17 protein-coding genes and 1 pseudogene are annotated in these 16,064 nt (G+C 68.7%); 17 read left to right on the plus strand and 1 reads right to left on the minus strand.

Annotated features, from left to right (window positions below; genetic code table 11):
- Positions 1-28 precede the first annotated feature (28 nt).
- The 13 genes from TthTMY_RS10315 (at position 29) to TthTMY_RS10375 (ending at position 12,467) form a co-directional block, all read left to right on the plus strand.
- The gene (locus TthTMY_RS10315) at positions 29-1,096 is read left to right on the plus strand and encodes a mechanosensitive ion channel family protein (RefSeq protein WP_096411196.1); all 1,068 of its coding nucleotides are present in this window, start codon (positions 29-31) and stop codon (positions 1,094-1,096) included.
- Positions 1,093-3,309 (plus strand): hypothetical protein, encoded by a 2,217-nt coding sequence (locus TthTMY_RS10320; protein WP_223903254.1) that lies wholly within the window; start codon positions 1,093-1,095, stop codon positions 3,307-3,309. The genes TthTMY_RS10315 and TthTMY_RS10320 overlap by 4 nt, the downstream gene beginning before the upstream one ends.
- A 19-nt stretch (positions 3,310-3,328) precedes the next feature.
- Positions 3,329-5,512 (plus strand): RelA/SpoT family protein, encoded by a 2,184-nt coding sequence (locus tag TthTMY_RS10325; RefSeq protein ID WP_096411197.1) that lies wholly within the window; start codon positions 3,329-3,331, stop codon positions 5,510-5,512.
- A 203-nt stretch (positions 5,513-5,715) separates the two neighbouring features.
- Complete coding sequence (locus TthTMY_RS10330; RefSeq protein ID WP_096411198.1) at positions 5,716-5,916, plus strand: CopZ family metallochaperone; 201 nt, start codon at positions 5,716-5,718, stop codon at positions 5,914-5,916.
- Between the two features lie 2 nt (positions 5,917-5,918).
- The gene (csoR, locus tag TthTMY_RS10335; RefSeq protein ID WP_096411199.1) at positions 5,919-6,203 is read left to right on the plus strand and encodes a metal-sensitive transcriptional regulator CsoR; all 285 of its coding nucleotides are present in this window, start codon (positions 5,919-5,921) and stop codon (positions 6,201-6,203) included.
- Positions 6,204-6,207: 4 nt separating this feature from the next.
- Complete coding sequence (locus tag TthTMY_RS10340; protein WP_096411200.1) at positions 6,208-8,586, plus strand: heavy metal translocating P-type ATPase; 2,379 nt, start codon at positions 6,208-6,210, stop codon at positions 8,584-8,586.
- A 37-nt stretch (positions 8,587-8,623) separates the two neighbouring features.
- Entirely contained in the window at positions 8,624-8,836 is a 213-nt protein-coding gene (locus TthTMY_RS10345) for an SHOCT domain-containing protein (protein WP_096411201.1), read from the plus strand.
- Positions 8,833-9,498, plus strand: coding sequence for a response regulator transcription factor (locus TthTMY_RS10350; RefSeq protein WP_096411202.1), 666 nt, complete (start codon positions 8,833-8,835; stop codon positions 9,496-9,498). Before TthTMY_RS10345 ends, TthTMY_RS10350 begins: the two co-directional genes overlap by 4 nt.
- Positions 9,499-9,500: 2 nt before the next feature.
- On the plus strand, positions 9,501-10,622 hold the full coding sequence (locus TthTMY_RS10355; protein ID WP_096411203.1) for a sensor histidine kinase: 1,122 nt from the start codon (positions 9,501-9,503) through the stop codon (positions 10,620-10,622).
- A gap of 10 nt (positions 10,623-10,632) precedes the next feature.
- Entirely contained in the window at positions 10,633-11,148 is a 516-nt protein-coding gene (locus TthTMY_RS10360; protein ID WP_096413018.1) for a CueP family metal-binding protein, read from the plus strand.
- Positions 11,149-11,158: 10 nt separating this feature from the next.
- On the plus strand, positions 11,159-11,911 hold the full coding sequence (locus TthTMY_RS10365; RefSeq protein WP_096411204.1) for a WD40/YVTN/BNR-like repeat-containing protein: 753 nt from the start codon (positions 11,159-11,161) through the stop codon (positions 11,909-11,911).
- On the plus strand, positions 11,908-12,267 hold the full coding sequence (locus TthTMY_RS10370) for a DUF4258 domain-containing protein (RefSeq protein WP_223903255.1): 360 nt from the start codon (positions 11,908-11,910) through the stop codon (positions 12,265-12,267). Before TthTMY_RS10365 ends, TthTMY_RS10370 begins: the two co-directional genes overlap by 4 nt.
- Positions 12,264-12,467 (plus strand): DUF2283 domain-containing protein, encoded by a 204-nt coding sequence (locus tag TthTMY_RS10375; protein ID WP_096411205.1) that lies wholly within the window; start codon positions 12,264-12,266, stop codon positions 12,465-12,467. The genes TthTMY_RS10370 and TthTMY_RS10375 overlap by 4 nt, the downstream gene beginning before the upstream one ends.
- 26 nt (positions 12,468-12,493) lie before the next feature.
- Here the strand turns inward: TthTMY_RS10375 and TthTMY_RS10380 are convergent, their stop codons facing one another.
- Positions 12,494-13,117, minus strand: a complete 624-nt coding sequence (locus tag TthTMY_RS10380) for a class I SAM-dependent methyltransferase (RefSeq protein ID WP_223903256.1) — start codon at positions 13,115-13,117, stop codon at positions 12,494-12,496.
- 77 nt (positions 13,118-13,194) lie between these two features.
- On the opposite strand from TthTMY_RS10380, the gene TthTMY_RS10385 reads away from it, so the two are divergent.
- The 4 genes and pseudogenes from TthTMY_RS10385 to TthTMY_RS10400 all read left to right on the plus strand — a co-directional run bounded on the left by TthTMY_RS10385 (position 13,195) and on the right by TthTMY_RS10400 (position 16,063).
- The gene (locus tag TthTMY_RS10385) at positions 13,195-13,434 is read left to right on the plus strand and encodes a hypothetical protein (RefSeq protein WP_172844645.1); all 240 of its coding nucleotides are present in this window, start codon (positions 13,195-13,197) and stop codon (positions 13,432-13,434) included.
- Positions 13,431-14,081: a PepSY domain-containing protein gene (locus TthTMY_RS10390; protein WP_096411207.1), complete on the plus strand. Its 651-nt coding sequence runs from the start codon at positions 13,431-13,433 to the stop codon at positions 14,079-14,081. Before TthTMY_RS10385 ends, TthTMY_RS10390 begins: the two co-directional genes overlap by 4 nt.
- Positions 14,082-14,236: 155 nt before the next feature.
- Positions 14,237-14,626, plus strand: coding sequence for a DUF302 domain-containing protein (locus TthTMY_RS10395; protein ID WP_096411208.1), 390 nt, complete (start codon positions 14,237-14,239; stop codon positions 14,624-14,626).
- 43 nt (positions 14,627-14,669) lie between these two features.
- Positions 14,670-16,063 (plus strand): annotated as a pseudogene (locus tag TthTMY_RS10400) (multicopper oxidase family protein).
- The last annotated feature ends 1 nt before the right edge of the window (position 16,064 follow it).

The raw sequence follows: 16,064 nt of genomic DNA on the forward strand, positions 1-16,064 counted from the left end.
CCCACTATAGCTCCGGTATACTTGGCCCATGCTGGCCGCGTTGCACATCGCCCTCACCCTGGTGGCGGTGGTCCTTTTGGGAAGGCTCGGCGCGAGGCTTTTGGGGAGGCTCGCCGCCCTCACCCCGAGCACCCGGGACGACGCCTTCTTCCGCCTCCTGGGCTACGCCTGGTGGGGGATGGTGGCCGTGGCCGGGGCAAGCTACCTGAGCCACGCCCTAAGCCTTCCCTACGAGCCCTTGGCCACCTGGGGGCGGAGCCTGGTGGCCTGGCTCGGGGGGAAGGGGGTGGCCGGCGGGGCCGTCCTCCTCGCCACCTGGACGGCCTACCGCCTGGTGCCCCTCCTCCTCCAAAGCCTCCCCTTGCCGGAAACGGAGGGAGAACTCACCCGGCAGGCGGTGCGGGCCAAGACCCTGAGGAACGTCTCCGAGTCGGCCCTGAAGGTCGCGGTGGTCACCGTGGGCGGCCTCTTCTTCCTCTCCAACCTCGGCCTCAACGTCACCGCCCTCCTCGCCGGGGCCGGGGTGGCGGGGCTTGCCTTAAGCTTCGCCGCTCAGAACCTCATCCGCGACTTCATCAACGGCTTTTTCATCCTCCTGGAGGACCAGTACGGCGTGGGGGACATCGTGAAGGTGGGGGACCTCGCCGGCGTGGTGGAGAAGTTCAACCTGCGCCTCACCGTTCTCCGCGACCTCGAGGGCAAGGCCCACTTCATCCCCAACTCCCAGATCCAGCAGGTCACCGTCTTCACCCAGGAGTGGAGCCGGGCGGTGGTGGACGTGGGGGTGGCCTACAAGGAGGACGTGGACCGCGTCCTCGCCATCTTCCGGGACGAGGCGGAGCGCTTCTTCCAGGACCCGGAGTGGCAGGACAAGTTCACGAACCCCCCAGAGGTCCTCGGCGTCCAGGACCTGGCCGACTCCGCCGTGGTCATCCGCACCCTCTTCAGCACCAAACCCGCCCAGCAGTGGGCCGTGGCCCGGGAGTTCCGCCGGCGGATCAAGAAGCGGCTGGACCAGGAGGGCGTGGAGATCCCCTTCCCCCACCGGACCCTCTACTTCGGGGAGCCCCTGCGGGTGGTTAAGGAAACGCCATGAGGGAAAGCCCTTACCGGATCCTGGAGGAAACCCTCAGGCCCCACCTGGGGGCCCGGGCCCAAGTGGTGTTGGAGGAGGGGCTCAAGCGGCTGGGCAAGCGGCCGGAGGAGCTGAGCGAGAAAGACGCCGAGACCCTCCTCAAGGGCCTGGTCTTCCGGGAGCTCCAGGCCCGCCTCCCCGCCGCCCAGGCCCGGCGGGCGGTGGAGGAGGCCCTGGCCCGCCTCGCCCCGGCCCCGGAAGGGGGCCTGGAGGCCCTGGAGCGGGGCCTGGCCCGCTTCGGCCTCTACGTGGACTGGCCCGAGGTGGGAAGGCTACGGGCCCTGGTGAACCGCCTGCGCCGGGAGCCCGACCCCAGGCTCCTCCAGGAGGGGCTCGCCCTCCTGGACCACCTGGAGGAGAAGCTGGAGGAGGCCCTCCTGCGCCAGGCCCAGGACCTCGCCCACCTGGAGGAGGCCCTGGAGCGGGTCCGTCCCCTGGGCGGCCCCAAGGTGCGGCGGCTGGAAAGCCTCATCCAGATCGTCCGCGAGGCCCACCGGGAGGGGACCTTGGCCCAGGGGGAGGTGGAGCGGGCCAGGGCCCTTGCCCTGGAGCTCCGCAAGTACCTGGCCTCCAGCGCCGTCCAGCCCGCCACCCTCCCCGAGATGGTCTTTGAAACCCAGGAAGAGGACGTGCTCGTCACCGTGGAGGAGGCCCCGGCCCTCGAGGAGGAGCTGGTCATAGACCTGGAAAGCCTCGCCGAACCCCAAGCCCAGGAGATCCGGGCCCTGGAGGTGGCGGAGGAGAAGCGGCGCCTGGAGGAGCTCGTCCTCCGTTACGCCCCCTTTTTGGACCACCCCCGGGCGGCCGCCTTGCGGGCGGAGGTGGAGGCCCTCCTGGAGACGGAGCAGCCCGCCCAGGAGAAGCTCAAGGAGCTGGAAGCGGCCCTGAAGGAGGCGGAGGCGGAGGCCAAGGCCGCAAGGCGGGCGCGCCTCATCCAGCTGGAGGAGGCCCTCCGCCGCCTTCCCCTTCCCCAGGAGGCCAAGGCCCCCCTGGAGGAGGCCCTCCGCCTGGCCGAGGAGACCCTGAGGGAAGGGGGGCTTCCCGACCTCGCCGCTTTGGAGGCGGAGCTTTCGGCCCTGGAGGAGGAGGCAAGGCGCCTTAAGGAGGAGAAGGCGCGGCTCTTAGAGGAGCTTTCCGCCCTCGGCGAGGCGGCGAAGCCCCTCGCCGAGGAGCTTGCCCGCCTCGAGGGGGAGGCCCTCGCCCAGGCCCTGCCCGGGATCCGGGCCCGTTACGCCGAGCTCCTGAAGGGCGCGGGGGAGGAGGCGCGGCGGGCGCGGCTAGAGGAGAGGAGGGCGGCCCTTAAGGCCCTCAAGGAGGAGGCGGAGGCCCTGGGGCTCGGCGAGGAGGTGGCCGAGGCGGAAAAGGCCCTGGCCCGGGGGGAGCTTCCCGACCTGGAGGCCCTGAGGCGCCGCCTGGAAGAGGGCCGGGCCCTCCGGCGGAGGCTCGCCCTGGAGGAGCTCGCCCGGCTCCAGGTCCTGGCGGAGCGCTTCCGCCCCCTGGGGGGCGAGGCGGTCCTCAAGGCCATAGAGGCGGAGCGCCAAAAGCCCCTCCCCGACCCCGCCCCCATCGCCCGGGCCCTCCAGGCCCTGAAGCGCCGCCTCGAGGCCAAGCGCCAGGAGCTCGGCACCCGCCTCGCCGCCTTTTTCCGCCGCTACGCCCCCCTGGAGGGGCTCAAAAGCGACACCCAGCGCCGCATCCGCCCCTTGGTGGAGTTCCTCCGCCCCGCCCAGAAGGCCCTGGAACGGCTGGGCCCCCGTGGGGTCCTGGAGGTGGAACGCGCCCTGGCCCAGGCGGAGGAGGCCCTCAAAGAGTTGGAGAAGGAGAAGGAGGCCGCGGACCGCCTCCTCAAGGAGCTGGGCCAGGAGGATCTGGAGGCCCTCCTAAGCGCCTTGGAAGCCCCGGGGGGCGGAAGGCCGGACCTCTCCCCCCTCCGCCTCCCCGGGGTAAAGGCCCTGGGGCTTCTGGACGACCCCCTCCCCCTCCCCCGGCCCCAGCTCAAGGCCCTCCACCAGGCCCTCAAGGCCCTGGAAGCCGCCACGGGAGAGGCCTTGGGCCCTGCTCTCGTCCGCCTGGGCGGGGGCTATCTGGTCCTCGCCCCCTGGAGGGGGTACGAGGCCGTGGCCCTGGTGGAACCCGAGGCCTTGGACCCCTTCTTGAAGGCCCTCTCCGGGTAGGGGTGCTACACTAAAAGTAGTGGTCGGCGCGGATCTCGGCCTCTGGAACCGCCTGGAACCCGCCCTGGCCTACCTCGCCCCCGAGGAACGGGCCAAGGTGCGGGAGGCCTACCGCTTCGCCGAGGAAGCCCACCGGGGGCAGCTACGGCGAAGCGGGGAGCCCTACATCACCCACCCCGTGGCCGTGGCCGAGATCCTGGCCGGCCTGCAGATGGACGCCGACACGGTGGCCGCGGGCCTCCTCCACGACACCGTGGAGGACTGCGGGGTAGCGCCCGAGGAGCTGGAGCGCCGCTTCGGCCCCACGGTGCGCCGCATCGTGGAGGGGGAGACCAAGGTCAGCAAGCTCTACAAGCTGGCGAACCTCGAGGGGGAGGAGAGGCGGGCGGAGGACCTCCGCCAGATGTTCATCGCCATGGCGGAGGACGTGCGCATCATCATCGTCAAGCTGGCGGACCGCCTGCACAACCTCCGCACCCTGGAGCACATGCCCCCCGAGAAGCAGAAGCGGATCGCCCAGGAAACCCTGGAGATCTACGCCCCCCTCGCCCACCGCCTGGGGATGGGCCAGCTCAAGTGGGAGCTGGAGGACCTCTCCTTCCGCTACCTCCACCCCGAGGCCTTCGCCAGCCTGTCCGCCCGGATCCAGGCCACCCAGGAGGCCAGGGAGCGCCTCATCCAGAAGGCCATCCACCTCCTCCAGGAAACCCTGGCCCGGGACGAGCTCCTCCAGAGCCAGCTCCAGGGCTTTGAGGTGACCGGGCGCCCCAAGCACCTCTACTCCATCTGGAAGAAGATGGAACGGGAGGGGAAAACCCTGGAGCAGATCTACGATCTCCTGGCGGTCCGGGTCATCCTTGACCCCAAGCCCGCGCCCACCCGGGAAAGCCAGGCCCTGAGGGAGAAGCAGGTCTGCTACCACGTCCTCGGTCTGGTCCACGCCCTCTGGCAGCCCATCCCCGGCCGGGTCAAGGACTACATCGCCGTGCCCAAGCCCAACGGCTACCAGAGCCTCCACACCACGGTGATCGCCCTCGAGGGCCTACCCCTGGAGGTGCAGATCCGCACCCGGGAGATGCACCGCGTGGCCGAGTACGGCATCGCCGCCCACTGGCTCTACAAGGAGGGGCTCACCGACCCCGAGGAGGTCAAGCGGCGGGTCTCCTGGCTGAAGAGCATCCAGGAGTGGCAGAAGGAGTTCTCCAGCTCCCGGGAGTTCGTGGAGGCGGTGACCAAGGACCTCCTCGGCGGCCGGGTCTTCGTCTTCACCCCCAAGGGCCGCATCATCAACCTGCCCAAGGGGGCAACCCCCGTGGACTTCGCCTACCACATCCACACCGAGGTGGGCCACCACATGGTGGGGGCCAAGGTCAACGGCCGCATCGTCCCCCTCTCCTACGAGCTCCAAAACGGGGAGATCGTGGAGATCCTCACCAGCAAGAACGCCCACCCCTCCAAGGGCTGGCTGGAGTTCGCCAAGACCCGCAGCGCCAAGAGCAAGATCCGCCAGTACTTCCGCGCCCAGGAGCGCCAGGAGACCCTGGAAAGGGGCCAGCACCTCCTGGAGCGGTACCTCAAGCGCCGTGGCCTGCCCAAGCCCACGGACAGCCAGCTGGAGGAGGCGGCCAAACGCCTTTCCCTCCCCCCTTCCCCGGAGGAGCTCTACCTGGCCCTGGCCCTGAACCGCCTCACCCCCCGGCAGGTGGCGGAAAAGCTCTACCCCAAGGCCCTCCTCAAGCCGGAGAAGCCCAAGCCCCAGGTCCGCAACGAGTGGGGCATCCGGCTGGAGCAGGACCTGCAGGCCCCCATCCGCCTCGCCTCCTGCTGCGAGCCCATGAAGGGCGACCCCATCCTCGGGTTCGTGACCCGGGGCCGCGGGGTCACGGTCCACCGGGCCGACTGCCCCAACCTCCGCCGCCTCCTCCAGGGGCCGGAGGCGGACCGGGTGATCGGGGCCTACTGGGAAGGGGTGGGGGGGAAGGTGGTGGTCCTCGAGGTCCTGGCCCAAGACCGGGCCGGCCTCCTCCGGGACGTGATGCAGGTGGTGGCCGAGGCGGGCAAGAGCGCCCTCGGCTCCGAAACCCGGGTTTTGGGCCCCCTGGCCCGGATCCGGCTCCGCCTGGCGGTCCAGGACGGGGAGGAGGAGCGGATTCTCCAGGCGGTGCAGAAGGTGTCCGGGGTCAAAGAGGCACGCTGGGCCTGAGGCCACCCCATGCTGGCTTGCGGCCCCGGTAAAGGGTCCTCAAGGGGCTTCCTCGGGCTAGCCGAGCGGAGACACCGCCCTGGCGGAAAGGCCTCCTCACGGGCCCAACGCCCTGAGGGCGCGAGCCCCTTGCGCGCGAGGGAAAAAAGGGTTAGGGTAAAGGCGTACCCCACCCCACCTGGGGTGGGATAGGAGGTGGAAGGATGCTGAAGCTCAAGGTGGAAGGCATGACCTGCAACCACTGCGTGATGGCGGTGACCAAGGCCCTTAAGAAGGTCCCCGGCGTGGAGAAGGTAGAGGTCTCCCTAGAAAAGGGGGAGGCCCTGGTGGAGGGAACAGCCGACCCCAAGGCCCTCGTCCAGGCGGTGGAAGAGGAGGGGTACAGGGCCCAGGTCCTGGCCTAGCCATGCCCCATGCCCATCTGCACCTGGACCCCAAGGTGAGGGAGGAGGCGAGGAGGCGCCTCCTCTCCGCCAAGGGGCACCTGGAAGGCATCCTCCGCATGCTGGAGGACGAGAAGGTCTACTGCGTGGACGTCCTCAAACAGCTCAAGGCGGTGGAGGGGGCTCTGGACCGCGTGGGGGAGATGGTCTTAAGGGCCCACCTCAGGGACCACGTGGCCACCGCCCACGAGCGGGGGGACGTGGAGGAGATCGTAGAGGAGCTGATGGAGGCCCTCAAGTACCGGTGAAGCCATGGCCCAGGAGATCAAGGTAGGCGTCAGGGGCATGACCTGCGCCGCCTGCGTGGCCCGGGTGGAAAGGGCCTTGAAGCGGGCGGAGGGGGTGGAGGAGGCCCGGGTCAACCTCACCACCGAGGAGGCTTTCTTGCGCCTGCAGGAGGGCGTGGACCTCCGGGAAATCCTCAGGCGGGTGGAGGAGGCCGGGTACGAGCCCGTGGTGGCCCGGGCCGAGATCCCCGTGAAGGGGATGACCTGCGCCGCCTGCGTGGCCCGGGTGGAAAGGGCCCTGGCCAAGCTTCCCGGGGTACTCGCGGTGAGCGTGAACCTGGCCACGGAAAAGGCCTTCGTGGAGTACCTACCGGACACGGTGAGCCTGCCCCGCCTGCACCAGGCCATCCGGGAGGCGGGCTACGAGCCCATGGAGGGCGCGGAGGAGGCGCAAGAAAAGGCGCCCACCTACCGCAAGGACCTCCTCCTCGCCCTCCCCTTCGCCCTCCTCACCCTCCTCCTCGCCATGGGGCCCATGCTCCTCCCCCTGCCCCGCTTCCCCGGCTTCCTCCAGGCCCTCGCCGCCCTCCCCGTCCTCTACGCGGGAAGGCGCTTTTTCCGGCAGGCCCTGGCCGAGGCCCGCCACCTCGCCTTCGGCATGAGCACCCTGGTGGCCCTGGGGGCGGGAAGCGCCTACCTCTACTCCTTCCTGGTCCTTCTCTTCCCGGGGCTTTTCCCCGAGGAGGCCCGCCACTTTTACTTTGAGGCCGGGGCGGTGATCCTCGCCCTCGTCCTCCTCGGCAAGCACCTGGAGGAAAGGGCCAAGGGCAAGGCCTCGGAGGCCATAAGGAAGCTCCTCGCCCTACGGCCCAAGACCGCCCGGGTGGTTCAGGACGGGGAGGAGAAGGAGGTCCCCGCCCTGGCCCTGATCCCCGGGGACGTGGTGCGGGTGCTGCCGGGGGAGCGCATCCCCGCGGACGGGGTGGTCCTGGAAGGGCAAAGCCACGTGGACGAGTCCATGCTCACCGGGGAGCCCATCCCCAAGGCCAAGGGCCCGGGGGACGAGGTGGTGGGGGGGACAGTGAACGGCGAGGGGGCCCTCCTCGTGCGGGTGAGCCGGGTGGGCGAGGCCACCTTCCTCGCCCAGATGGCCCGGATGGTGGAGGAGGCCCAGGGCCACAAGCCCAAGGTCCAGGAGCTCGCCGACCGCATCGCGGGGGTCTTCGTGCCGGTGGTCGTGGGGATCGCCCTCCTCACCTTTACCCTTTGGCTCCTCTTAGGCCCCGGCCTCGCCCACGCCTTCGTGGCCGCCCTCGCCGTGCTCCTCATCGCCTGCCCCTGCGCCATGGGCCTCGCCACCCCGGCGGCCATCGCCGTGGCCACGGGGCGGGCGGCCCAGATGGGCCTCCTCTTCCGCAAGGGGACGGCCCTCGAGGCCCTGGCCCGGGCGGACACCGCCGTCCTGGACAAGACCGGGACCCTCACCCTGGGAAGGCCCACCCTGGTCCGGGTCCTCCCCTTCGGCCTCTCCCAAGAGGAGGCCCTAAGGCTTGCCGCCGCCCTGGAGCGGGGAAGCGAGCACCCCCTGGCCAAGGCGGTGCTGGAGGCGGCAAAGGGCCTACCCCAGGCCCAGGCGGAGGAGGTGCGGGCCCTTCCCGGGGAGGGGGTGGAGGGCCGGGTGGAAGGAAGGCGCCTCCACCTGGGAGGCCCCGCCCTCATGGAGCGCCTCGGCGTGCACCTTCCCGAGGAGGCCAAGGCCCTCCCCGAGGAGGGGTACACCCCCCTCTACCTGGCGGAGGGAACGCGGCTCCTCGCCGCCTTCGCCGTCTTTGACCCCCCAAGGCCCGAGGCCGAGGAAGCGGTGGCGGCCCTGAAGGCCCTCGGCCTGAAGCCCGTCCTCCTCACCGGGGACCACCCCGCCCCGGCCAGGCGGGTGGCCGAGGCCTTAGGCATCCCCGAGGTCCTCGCCGGGGTGAGGCCTGAGGGGAAGGTGGAGGCCATCCGCAGGCTCCAGGCCGAGGGGCGGAAGGTGGTCTTCGTGGGGGACGGGATCAACGACGCCGCCGCCTTGGCCCAGGCGGACGTGGGCCTCGCCATGGGAAGCGGCACGGACATCGCCCTCGAGGCCGGGGACGTGGTCCTCCTCACCCCCGACCTCCGGGGGGTGGTGAACGCCGTCCTCCTCTCGCGGCGCGCCTTGCGCACCATCCACCTCAACTTCTTCTGGGCCTACGCCTACAACGTTCTCCTCATCCCCGTGGCCGCGGGGGCCCTCTACCCCTTCACCGGCCTCCTCCTCAACCCCATGCTGGCCGCGGCGGCCATGAGCCTAAGTAGCCTCTTCGTCCTCACCAACTCCCTCAGGCTGAGGGGCTTCCAACCGCGCGGCTTTACCGTGGCTTAACCGGACGGGGCTAGGCTGCAACTGGGAGGTGAAGAACATGTGGTGGTGCGGAAGCGGCTGGTACCTGGGTTGGTGGGGGCCCATCCTTGGCCTCCTCTGGTTCGTGCTTCTGGGGCTTTTTGTCTACTGGCTGGTCCGTGCCCTCGCCCCGGAGAGGCGGGACCGGGCCTTGGAGGTGCTGAGGGAGCGGTACGCCCGGGGGGAGATTGACAAGGAGACCTTTGAGCGGATGAAGCGGGACCTCGCATGAAGGTCCTCCTGGTGGACGACGACCCGGCCATCCTCGAGGTCCTGGGGGCTTACCTCCGGGGGGCCGGGTTTGAAGTCCTGGAGGCGGAAAACGGCGAAAACGCCCTGGAGCTCTTCCCCCGGGCCGACCTGGTCATCCTGGATCTCATGCTACCCAAACTAGATGGATTCCACGTGCTGGCGGAAATCCGCCGGGAACGGCCGGAGCTTCCCGTGCTGATGCTGACCGCCAGGGGGGAGGAGGAGGAGCGGGTGCGGGGCTTGGAACTAGGGGCCGACGACTACGTGGTGAAGCCCTTTAGTCCCAAGGAGGTGGTGGCCCGGGTCAAGGCCCTCCTCAGGCGGGCGGGGCTTAGGGAAGAGCTCTGTTACGGCCCTCTCCGCCTCCTCCCCCGGGAGCGCCAGGCCTACCTGGAGGGAAAGCCCCTCCCCCTCTCCCCGCTGGAGTTTGATCTGCTCCTCACCCTGGCCCAGCACCCGGGCATGGTCTTTAGCCGGGAAAGGCTTTTGGAAAAGGTCTGGGGCCCCGACTTCCCCGGGGTGGACCGGGTGGTGGACGTCCACATTGCCGGGCTTAGAAAAAAGCTCGGAGACGACCCGGACCATCCCCGCTTCATAGAGACGGTGCGGGGAGTAGGCTACCGCTTCCGGGAAGGCCCCTGAGCATGCGCCTTTTCCTCAAGCTTTTCTTGAGCCACCTGCTGGTGGCCTTCTTAGCGCTTGTCCTCCTCTTTCTCCTGGCCGAGGCCCTCGCTCCCCCCTTCTACCGGGGGCACGTGGAGCGCATGTACCATGCCCTCTCCATGATGGGAGGCCTGATGATGGGCGAAGCCCTGCGGCGGGACCTGGAGGAGGGGCTTCGCTCCACCCTCACCGCCGCCCTCCTTGCGGCCCTGCCCCTCGCCGCCCTGGGAGCCGCCATCATCGCCTCCTTCGCCAGCCTCCGGGTTGCCCGCACCGCCCGGCTCCTCATGGAAGGAAGCCGCCGCATGGCCCAAGGAGAGTACCGGGTGCGCCTGCCCGTCTTGGAGAGGGACGAACTCGGGGAGCTCGCCCTTCACTTCAACCGCCTGGCCGAGGCCCTGGAGCAGGTGGAAAAGACCAGGGTAGAGCTCATCGGCACCGTGGCCCACGAGCTCAGGACCCCCCTCTCCGCCCTCCAGGCTTACGCGGAGGCCTTGGCCGACGGCGTTATGGCCCCAGAGAAGGTGGCCCGGAGCATAGAGCGGGAGGTCCGGGCCATGGCCCGCCTGGTCCAGGACCTGGCCCTGGTCTCCCAGGTGGAGGCCAAGGCGGTGGTCCTCCACCCCAAGCCCCTGGACCCCAAGGCCCTCCTGGAAGAGGCGGTGGAGCGCTTCCTCCCCGCCTTCCAGGCCAAGGGGGTAGCCCTCCGGGTGTTCTCCACCCCCACCTTGCCCCTGGTCCTGGCGGACGAGGAGCGGGCTTTGCAGGTTTTCGCCAACCTGCTTTCCAACGCCCTGCGCCACACCCCGGAAGGAGGGGAGGTCCGCCTGAAGGCGGAGGATCGGGGCAAAGAGGTCCTCTTCAGCGTGGAGGATACCGGGCCCGGCATCCCGGAAGCGCACCTCCCCCGCATCTTTGAGCGCTTTTACCGCATCGACCCCTCCCGCAGCCGCAAGGACGGAGGCACGGGCGTGGGCCTCACCATCGCCAAGGGCCTGGTGGAGGCCATGGGGGGGAGAATCTGGGCGGAAAGCGAGCCAGGCCAAGGCAGTGCTTTCCGCTTCACCCTTCCCCTTTACACGGGCTTAACGAAGGGGGAATAGCGTGGGGGCCATGAGGAAGCTCCTCGCCCTTTTCCTGGTGGGCGCGGCCCTAGGCCTGGCCCAGGCCCCCACGCCCGAGGCGCTCAAGGGGGCCAGCCCGGAGGAAGCCCTGGCCCTCGCCAAGCGGTGGAGGGAGGAAGGGCAAAGGGTCGTGAGCTACGCGACCTCCGAGGCCCTCTTCTTTGAGTTTCCCGATGGCCGCAAGGCCCAGGTGGCCCTGAAGGACCGCTTCCTCCTGGCGGTGGCCCCCTACCGCCACCGCACCCACCCCTGCCAGGTCCACTACTTCTCCAGCTGCACAGGGGAACTCCAAGGGGAGGTGTTTGCGGTGCGGGTGCTAGAAGGGGGAAAAGAGGTCCTCAAGGCCCAGGTGCAGACGGGCAAGGACGGCTTCTTTGAGCTTTGGCTCCCGCGAAACCGCCGCTACACCCTCGAGGTCCGCCAGGGGGACTGGGTGGCCCAAGCCCCCGTGGCCACCTTTCGGGATAGCCCCACCTGCCTCACAGGGCTCAGGCTTTCCCGATAGGAGGTGGGGGATGCGGCGCCTTGTAGGCCTTTTCCTCCTAAGCCTTGGGGCCTTGGCCCAAACCCCTGTGGGCCAGGTGGCCACCCGGGACATCCACGCCCTCCTCTGGCTTCCCAAGGGCTCGCTCCTCTTCGGCCACCACGACGGCATCCAGGCCTCCGAGGACGAAGGCCGGACCTGGCGGGACCTGGTGCGCAAAACGGGCTTTGACGCCATGGGCCTCGTTCTGGAGAGGGACCGCATCCTCGCCGCCGGACACTGGGTGCTTTCGGAAAGCCGAAACGGGGGCAGGACCTGGCGGAACCTCCGCCCCAGGGGGCTTCCCGCCCTGGACCTCCACGGCTACGCCGCCTCAGGGGGCCTCCACTTCGCCCTCGAGGCCACCCACGGCTACTTCGTCAGCGAAGACGGCGGGAAAACCTTCAAGTCCACCGCCCCTAAAGGGCTTCCCAAGGCGGGCATGGCGGCCATGGTCTTCCAGGGGAAGACCCTTTACGTGGCCCCCATGGGCCAGGGCCTCTACCAAAGCCCAGACGGCGGCCAGACCTTCACCCAGGTACCGACCCCGGAGCGGGAGATCTACGCCCTCGCGGCAGGGGCGGGGACCCTTTATCTCGGAGGGAAGACGGGCCTCTGGCAGAGGACCCCGGCGGGCTGGAAAAGGCTCTGGCAGGGCACGGTCCTGGCCCTCGCCGCCCATCCCCAGGAGGCGGGAAGGCTCGTCTTCATAGACGGCCGGGGGCGGGTCTGGAAGTTCCCGTGAGGGCGCGTCTCTGTCCAAAGCCCAAGGATCCCGAAGGCTGCCTCCAGATCTCCATACTGCTTGAAGGGAAACCCAAGGGAGGCTACCCTAGCTTTAGGCCCGGCATGGGGAGCCCGGAGTACGTCCTCACCCAGCACGCACGGGAGGTTCTGGAGAAGAGGGGCATCCCCCTAGAGTGGATAGAGCGGGCGCTGGCCTTTCCAGAAGCCGTGGAAAAGGACCGGGTAGACCCCTCATTGGAGCACCGCCTCGTCCGGATTCCGGAGAGGGGGAAAGTGCTCCGAGTTGTCGTGAACCCTAAGTCCCACCCCATGCGGGTGGTAACGGCGTTTTTGGACCGGAGGGTAGTCTTATGAGGCTAAAGATAGACCGTGAAGCGGATGCGCTCTACTTGACGCTAACCGAAGGTCCGGCCAGCCGCTCGGAGGAAGTAGCCCCCGGGATCATCGTGGACTACGACGAGCAGGGCCGGATCGTGGGGGTGGAGGTGCTCTACCTCAGCCAGCGGGCCCCTGAAGCGGAGCTGCAAAGGCTTTTGTTTGAAACCGTACCCTAGGAACGCTGAAGGGGGGCCCATATCCCCTACCCCTTGAAGGCGAGCCCCGCCACGTGGGGGGCCACCACGGGAAAGGGCAGGAAGAAGGCCTCCGCCTCTACCCGAGAAAAGCGGGCCTGGACCAGAGAGAGGGTCTCCCGGTTGGGGTGGCACCCGTCCCCAAGGAGGGAGAAAAACGGCGTGGCCGCCTCCTGGAGAAAGCGCAAAGGGGTTCTCCTGGGGGCGGCCACGTGCTCCAGGAAGAGGTAGGCCCCGCCCGGCCGCAAGACCCGGTGGACCTCTTCTATGGCCTTTTCGGGGTTCGCCACGGAGCAGAGGACCAGGGTGCCCACCACCAGGTCCACGCTCTCCCCAGGCAAGGGGATGGCCTCCGCCCGCCCGGAAAGGAGGGTGAGGTCTATCCCCAAGGCCCCCGCCCGGGCCCTGAGCCGGGGGTGGAAGAAGGGGTTGGGCTCGAGAGCCAGGTACCGGACCCCCGGGGGCAGGTAGGCCAGGTTGGTCCCAGGCCCAGGGCCGATCTCCAGAACCTCCCCCGGCCTCACCCGCCCAAGGGCCTCCTGAAAGAGGACCCGCTTCCTCTCCGCCACCAGGGCCTCGTGCTGGGCGGAAAGCCACGGATAGATGCGGGCGAAGAGGCGCTTGCGGACCACCCTACCAGTCTACCCGCCCCGCTTTATAGGAGCTTAACAATACAGGCCTAGGGTATAGGTGGAGGTGCACGATGGGCATGATGGGTTGGGGCGGAATGGGCGGATTCGGAGGCTTCTCTGGGCTTTTCGGCATGCTCCTTTTTCTGGGCCTTCTCATCCTCCTGGCCTACCTGGGCTTTAAGGCCCTGGAAGGGCGGGAAGGCCGAAAGGGCAAGGACGACGCCCTGGAGGCCTTAAGGCTCCGCTACGCCAAGGGAGAGTTAGACGAGGCAACCTTTAGAAAGCTCAAGAAGGAACTTGAAGGAGGGGAAGCATGAAACGGATCGGTTTTTTAGGTATCGCGGCCCTTCTGCTCTTAGGGCTCGCCCTCACCCAGGGCATGATGGGGGGCTTTGGGCCGGGAACGATGGGCTATGGCCCCCAGTACGGCCCGGGGATGATGGGCTACGGCATGATGGGGGGCCATGGGATGATGGGCATGATGGCGGTTTACCCGCCCGAGGCCAGGCCCATCTCCAAGGAAGCCGCCAAGGCTCGCATGGAAGCCTACGCCCAGCGGCTGTATCCGGGGGCCCGCCTCAAGGATTTCATGGCCTTCAGCCAGAACTACTACGCCCAGGTGGTGGATGAGAAAGGGCAAGGGCTCTTTGAACTCATCGCAGACCGCTACACCGGGGTGGTCTCCCCGGAACCGGGCCCCAACATGATGTGGAACACCCGCCTGGGCATGATGGCCTACCCCACGCCAGCCCCACCCCGTTACCCCTTGGAGGCGGCCAGGAAGCTGGCCGAGGGGTTCTTAGCTGCCTATCTCCCAGGGGCCCGGATCCTGGAGGAAGGAACCTTCCCAGGGTATTACACCTTTGACTTTGGCCGGGGAAAGGTGGAGGGCATGCTCTCGGTAAACGCCTACACGGGGGAGGTCTGGATCCACACCTGGCACGGCTTCTTCCTGGGCGAGTGAGCCCCGAAGCCCCAGACGGCAGAACCTTGGACCCGTCTGGGGCTTCCTTCGCCCGAAGCGGCAATACCCCCGGCCGAAGGAAATCCCGCTTGTGAAAAAAGCTGCTACTCTAGGCCCACCCTCGCGGATTCGGTAGACTGGGACAAGAGGGTATTATGACGGAGCTGCGCAAGACCCTGAAAGGCTCCATCCCGGAGGTGCGTTCCCGGCTGGAAGCGGCCCTCAAGGAGGAAGGGTTCGGCATCCTCACGGAAATCGACGTGGCCGCCACCTTGAAGGCCCGGCTGGGCCTGGAGAAGCCCCCCTACCTGATCCTGGGGGCCTGCAACCCCCACCTGGCGGCCCAAGCCCTCGAGGCCCTTCCGGAGATCGGCCTCCTCCTCCCCTGCAACGTGGTGCTCCGGGAGGCCGAAGAGGGGGTAGAGGTCCTGGTGCAGGACCCCGGGGAGATGTTCCGGGTCCTCCCCGAGGCGGCTCAGAAAACCCTCGCCCCCGTGGCCGAGGAGGCCCGCACCAGGCTCTCTCGGGCCCTCGCCCGGCTCTAGGGGCTTTACGCGCCCTTAACACTTCCCCTCTAGCCTAAAGAGCATGCTGGAGCGCAGGAGCTTTCTCCAAGCGGCGGCGGGCAGTCTGGTCCTGGGCCTGGCCCGGGCCCAAGGCCCTTCCTTCCCCGAGCCCAAGGTGGTGCGGAGCCAGGGCGGCCTCCTCTCCCTGAAGCTTTCTGCCACCCCCACCCCGCTTGCCCTGGCGGGGCAAAGGGCCACCCTCCTCACCTACGGGGGGAGCTTTCCCGGGCCCACCCTCCGGGTCCGCCCCAGGGACACGGTGCGCCTCACCCTGGAAAACCGCCTTCCCGAGCCCACCAACCTCCACTGGCACGGCCTGCCCATCTCCCCTAAGGTGGACGACCCCTTCCTGTCCTGGAGATCCCCCCGGGGGAGAGCTGGACCTACGAGTTCGCCGTTCCCAAGGAGCTGGCAGGTACCTTCTGGTACCACCCCCACCTGCACGGCCGGGTAGCCCCCCAGCTCTTTGCCGGCCTCCTGGGAGCCCTCGTGGTGGAAAGCTCCCTGGACGCCATCCCCGAGCTCAGGGAGGCGGAGGAGCACCTCCTCGTCCTGAAGGACCTGGCCCTCCAGGGCGGGCGCCCGGCGCCGCACACCCCCATGGACTGGATGAACGGGAAGGAGGGCGACCTGGTCCTGGTGAACGGGGCCCTGCGGCCCACCCTGGTGGCCCAGAAGGCCACCCTGAGGCTTCGCCTCCTCAACGCCTCCAACGCCCGCTACTACCGCCTGGCCCTGCAGGACCACCCCTTTTACCTCATCGCCGCCGATGGGGGCTTCCTGGAAGAGCCCCTGGAGGTGTCCGAGCTCCTCCTGGCCCCAGGAGAGCGGGCCGAGGTCCTGGTGCGCTTGCGGAAAGAGGGCCGCTTCCTCCTCCAGGCCCTGCCCTACGACCGCGGGGCCATGGGCATGATGGACATGGGGGGCATGGCCCACGCCATGCCCCAAGGGCCAAGCCGGCCCGAAACCCTTCTTTACCTCATCGCCCCCAAGAACCCCAAGCCCTTACCCCTGCCCAAGGCCCTAAGCCCCTTCCCCACCCTGCCCGCCCCCGTGGTCACCCGCCGCCTGGTCCTCACCGAGGACATGATGGCCGCCCGCTTCTTCATCAACGGCCAGGCCTTTGACCCCAGGCGGGTGGACCTGAAGGGGAAAGCCCAGACGGTGGAGGTCTGGGAGGTGGAAAACCAGGGGGACATGGACCACCCCTTCCACCTCCACGTCCACCCCTTCCAGGTCCTCTCCGTGGGCGGGAGGCCTTTCCCCTACCGGGCCTGGAAGGATGTGGTCAACCTGAAGGCGGGCGAGGTGGCCAGGCTTCTGGTTCCCTTGAGGGAAAAGGGCCGGACCGTTTTTCACTGCCACATCGTGGAGCACGAGGACCGGGGGATGATGGGAGTCCTCGAGGTGGGTTAGG

The organism is Thermus thermophilus (genome assembly GCF_019974155.1).
Taxonomy (GTDB): Bacteria; Deinococcota; Deinococci; order Deinococcales; family Thermaceae; genus Thermus; species Thermus thermophilus_C.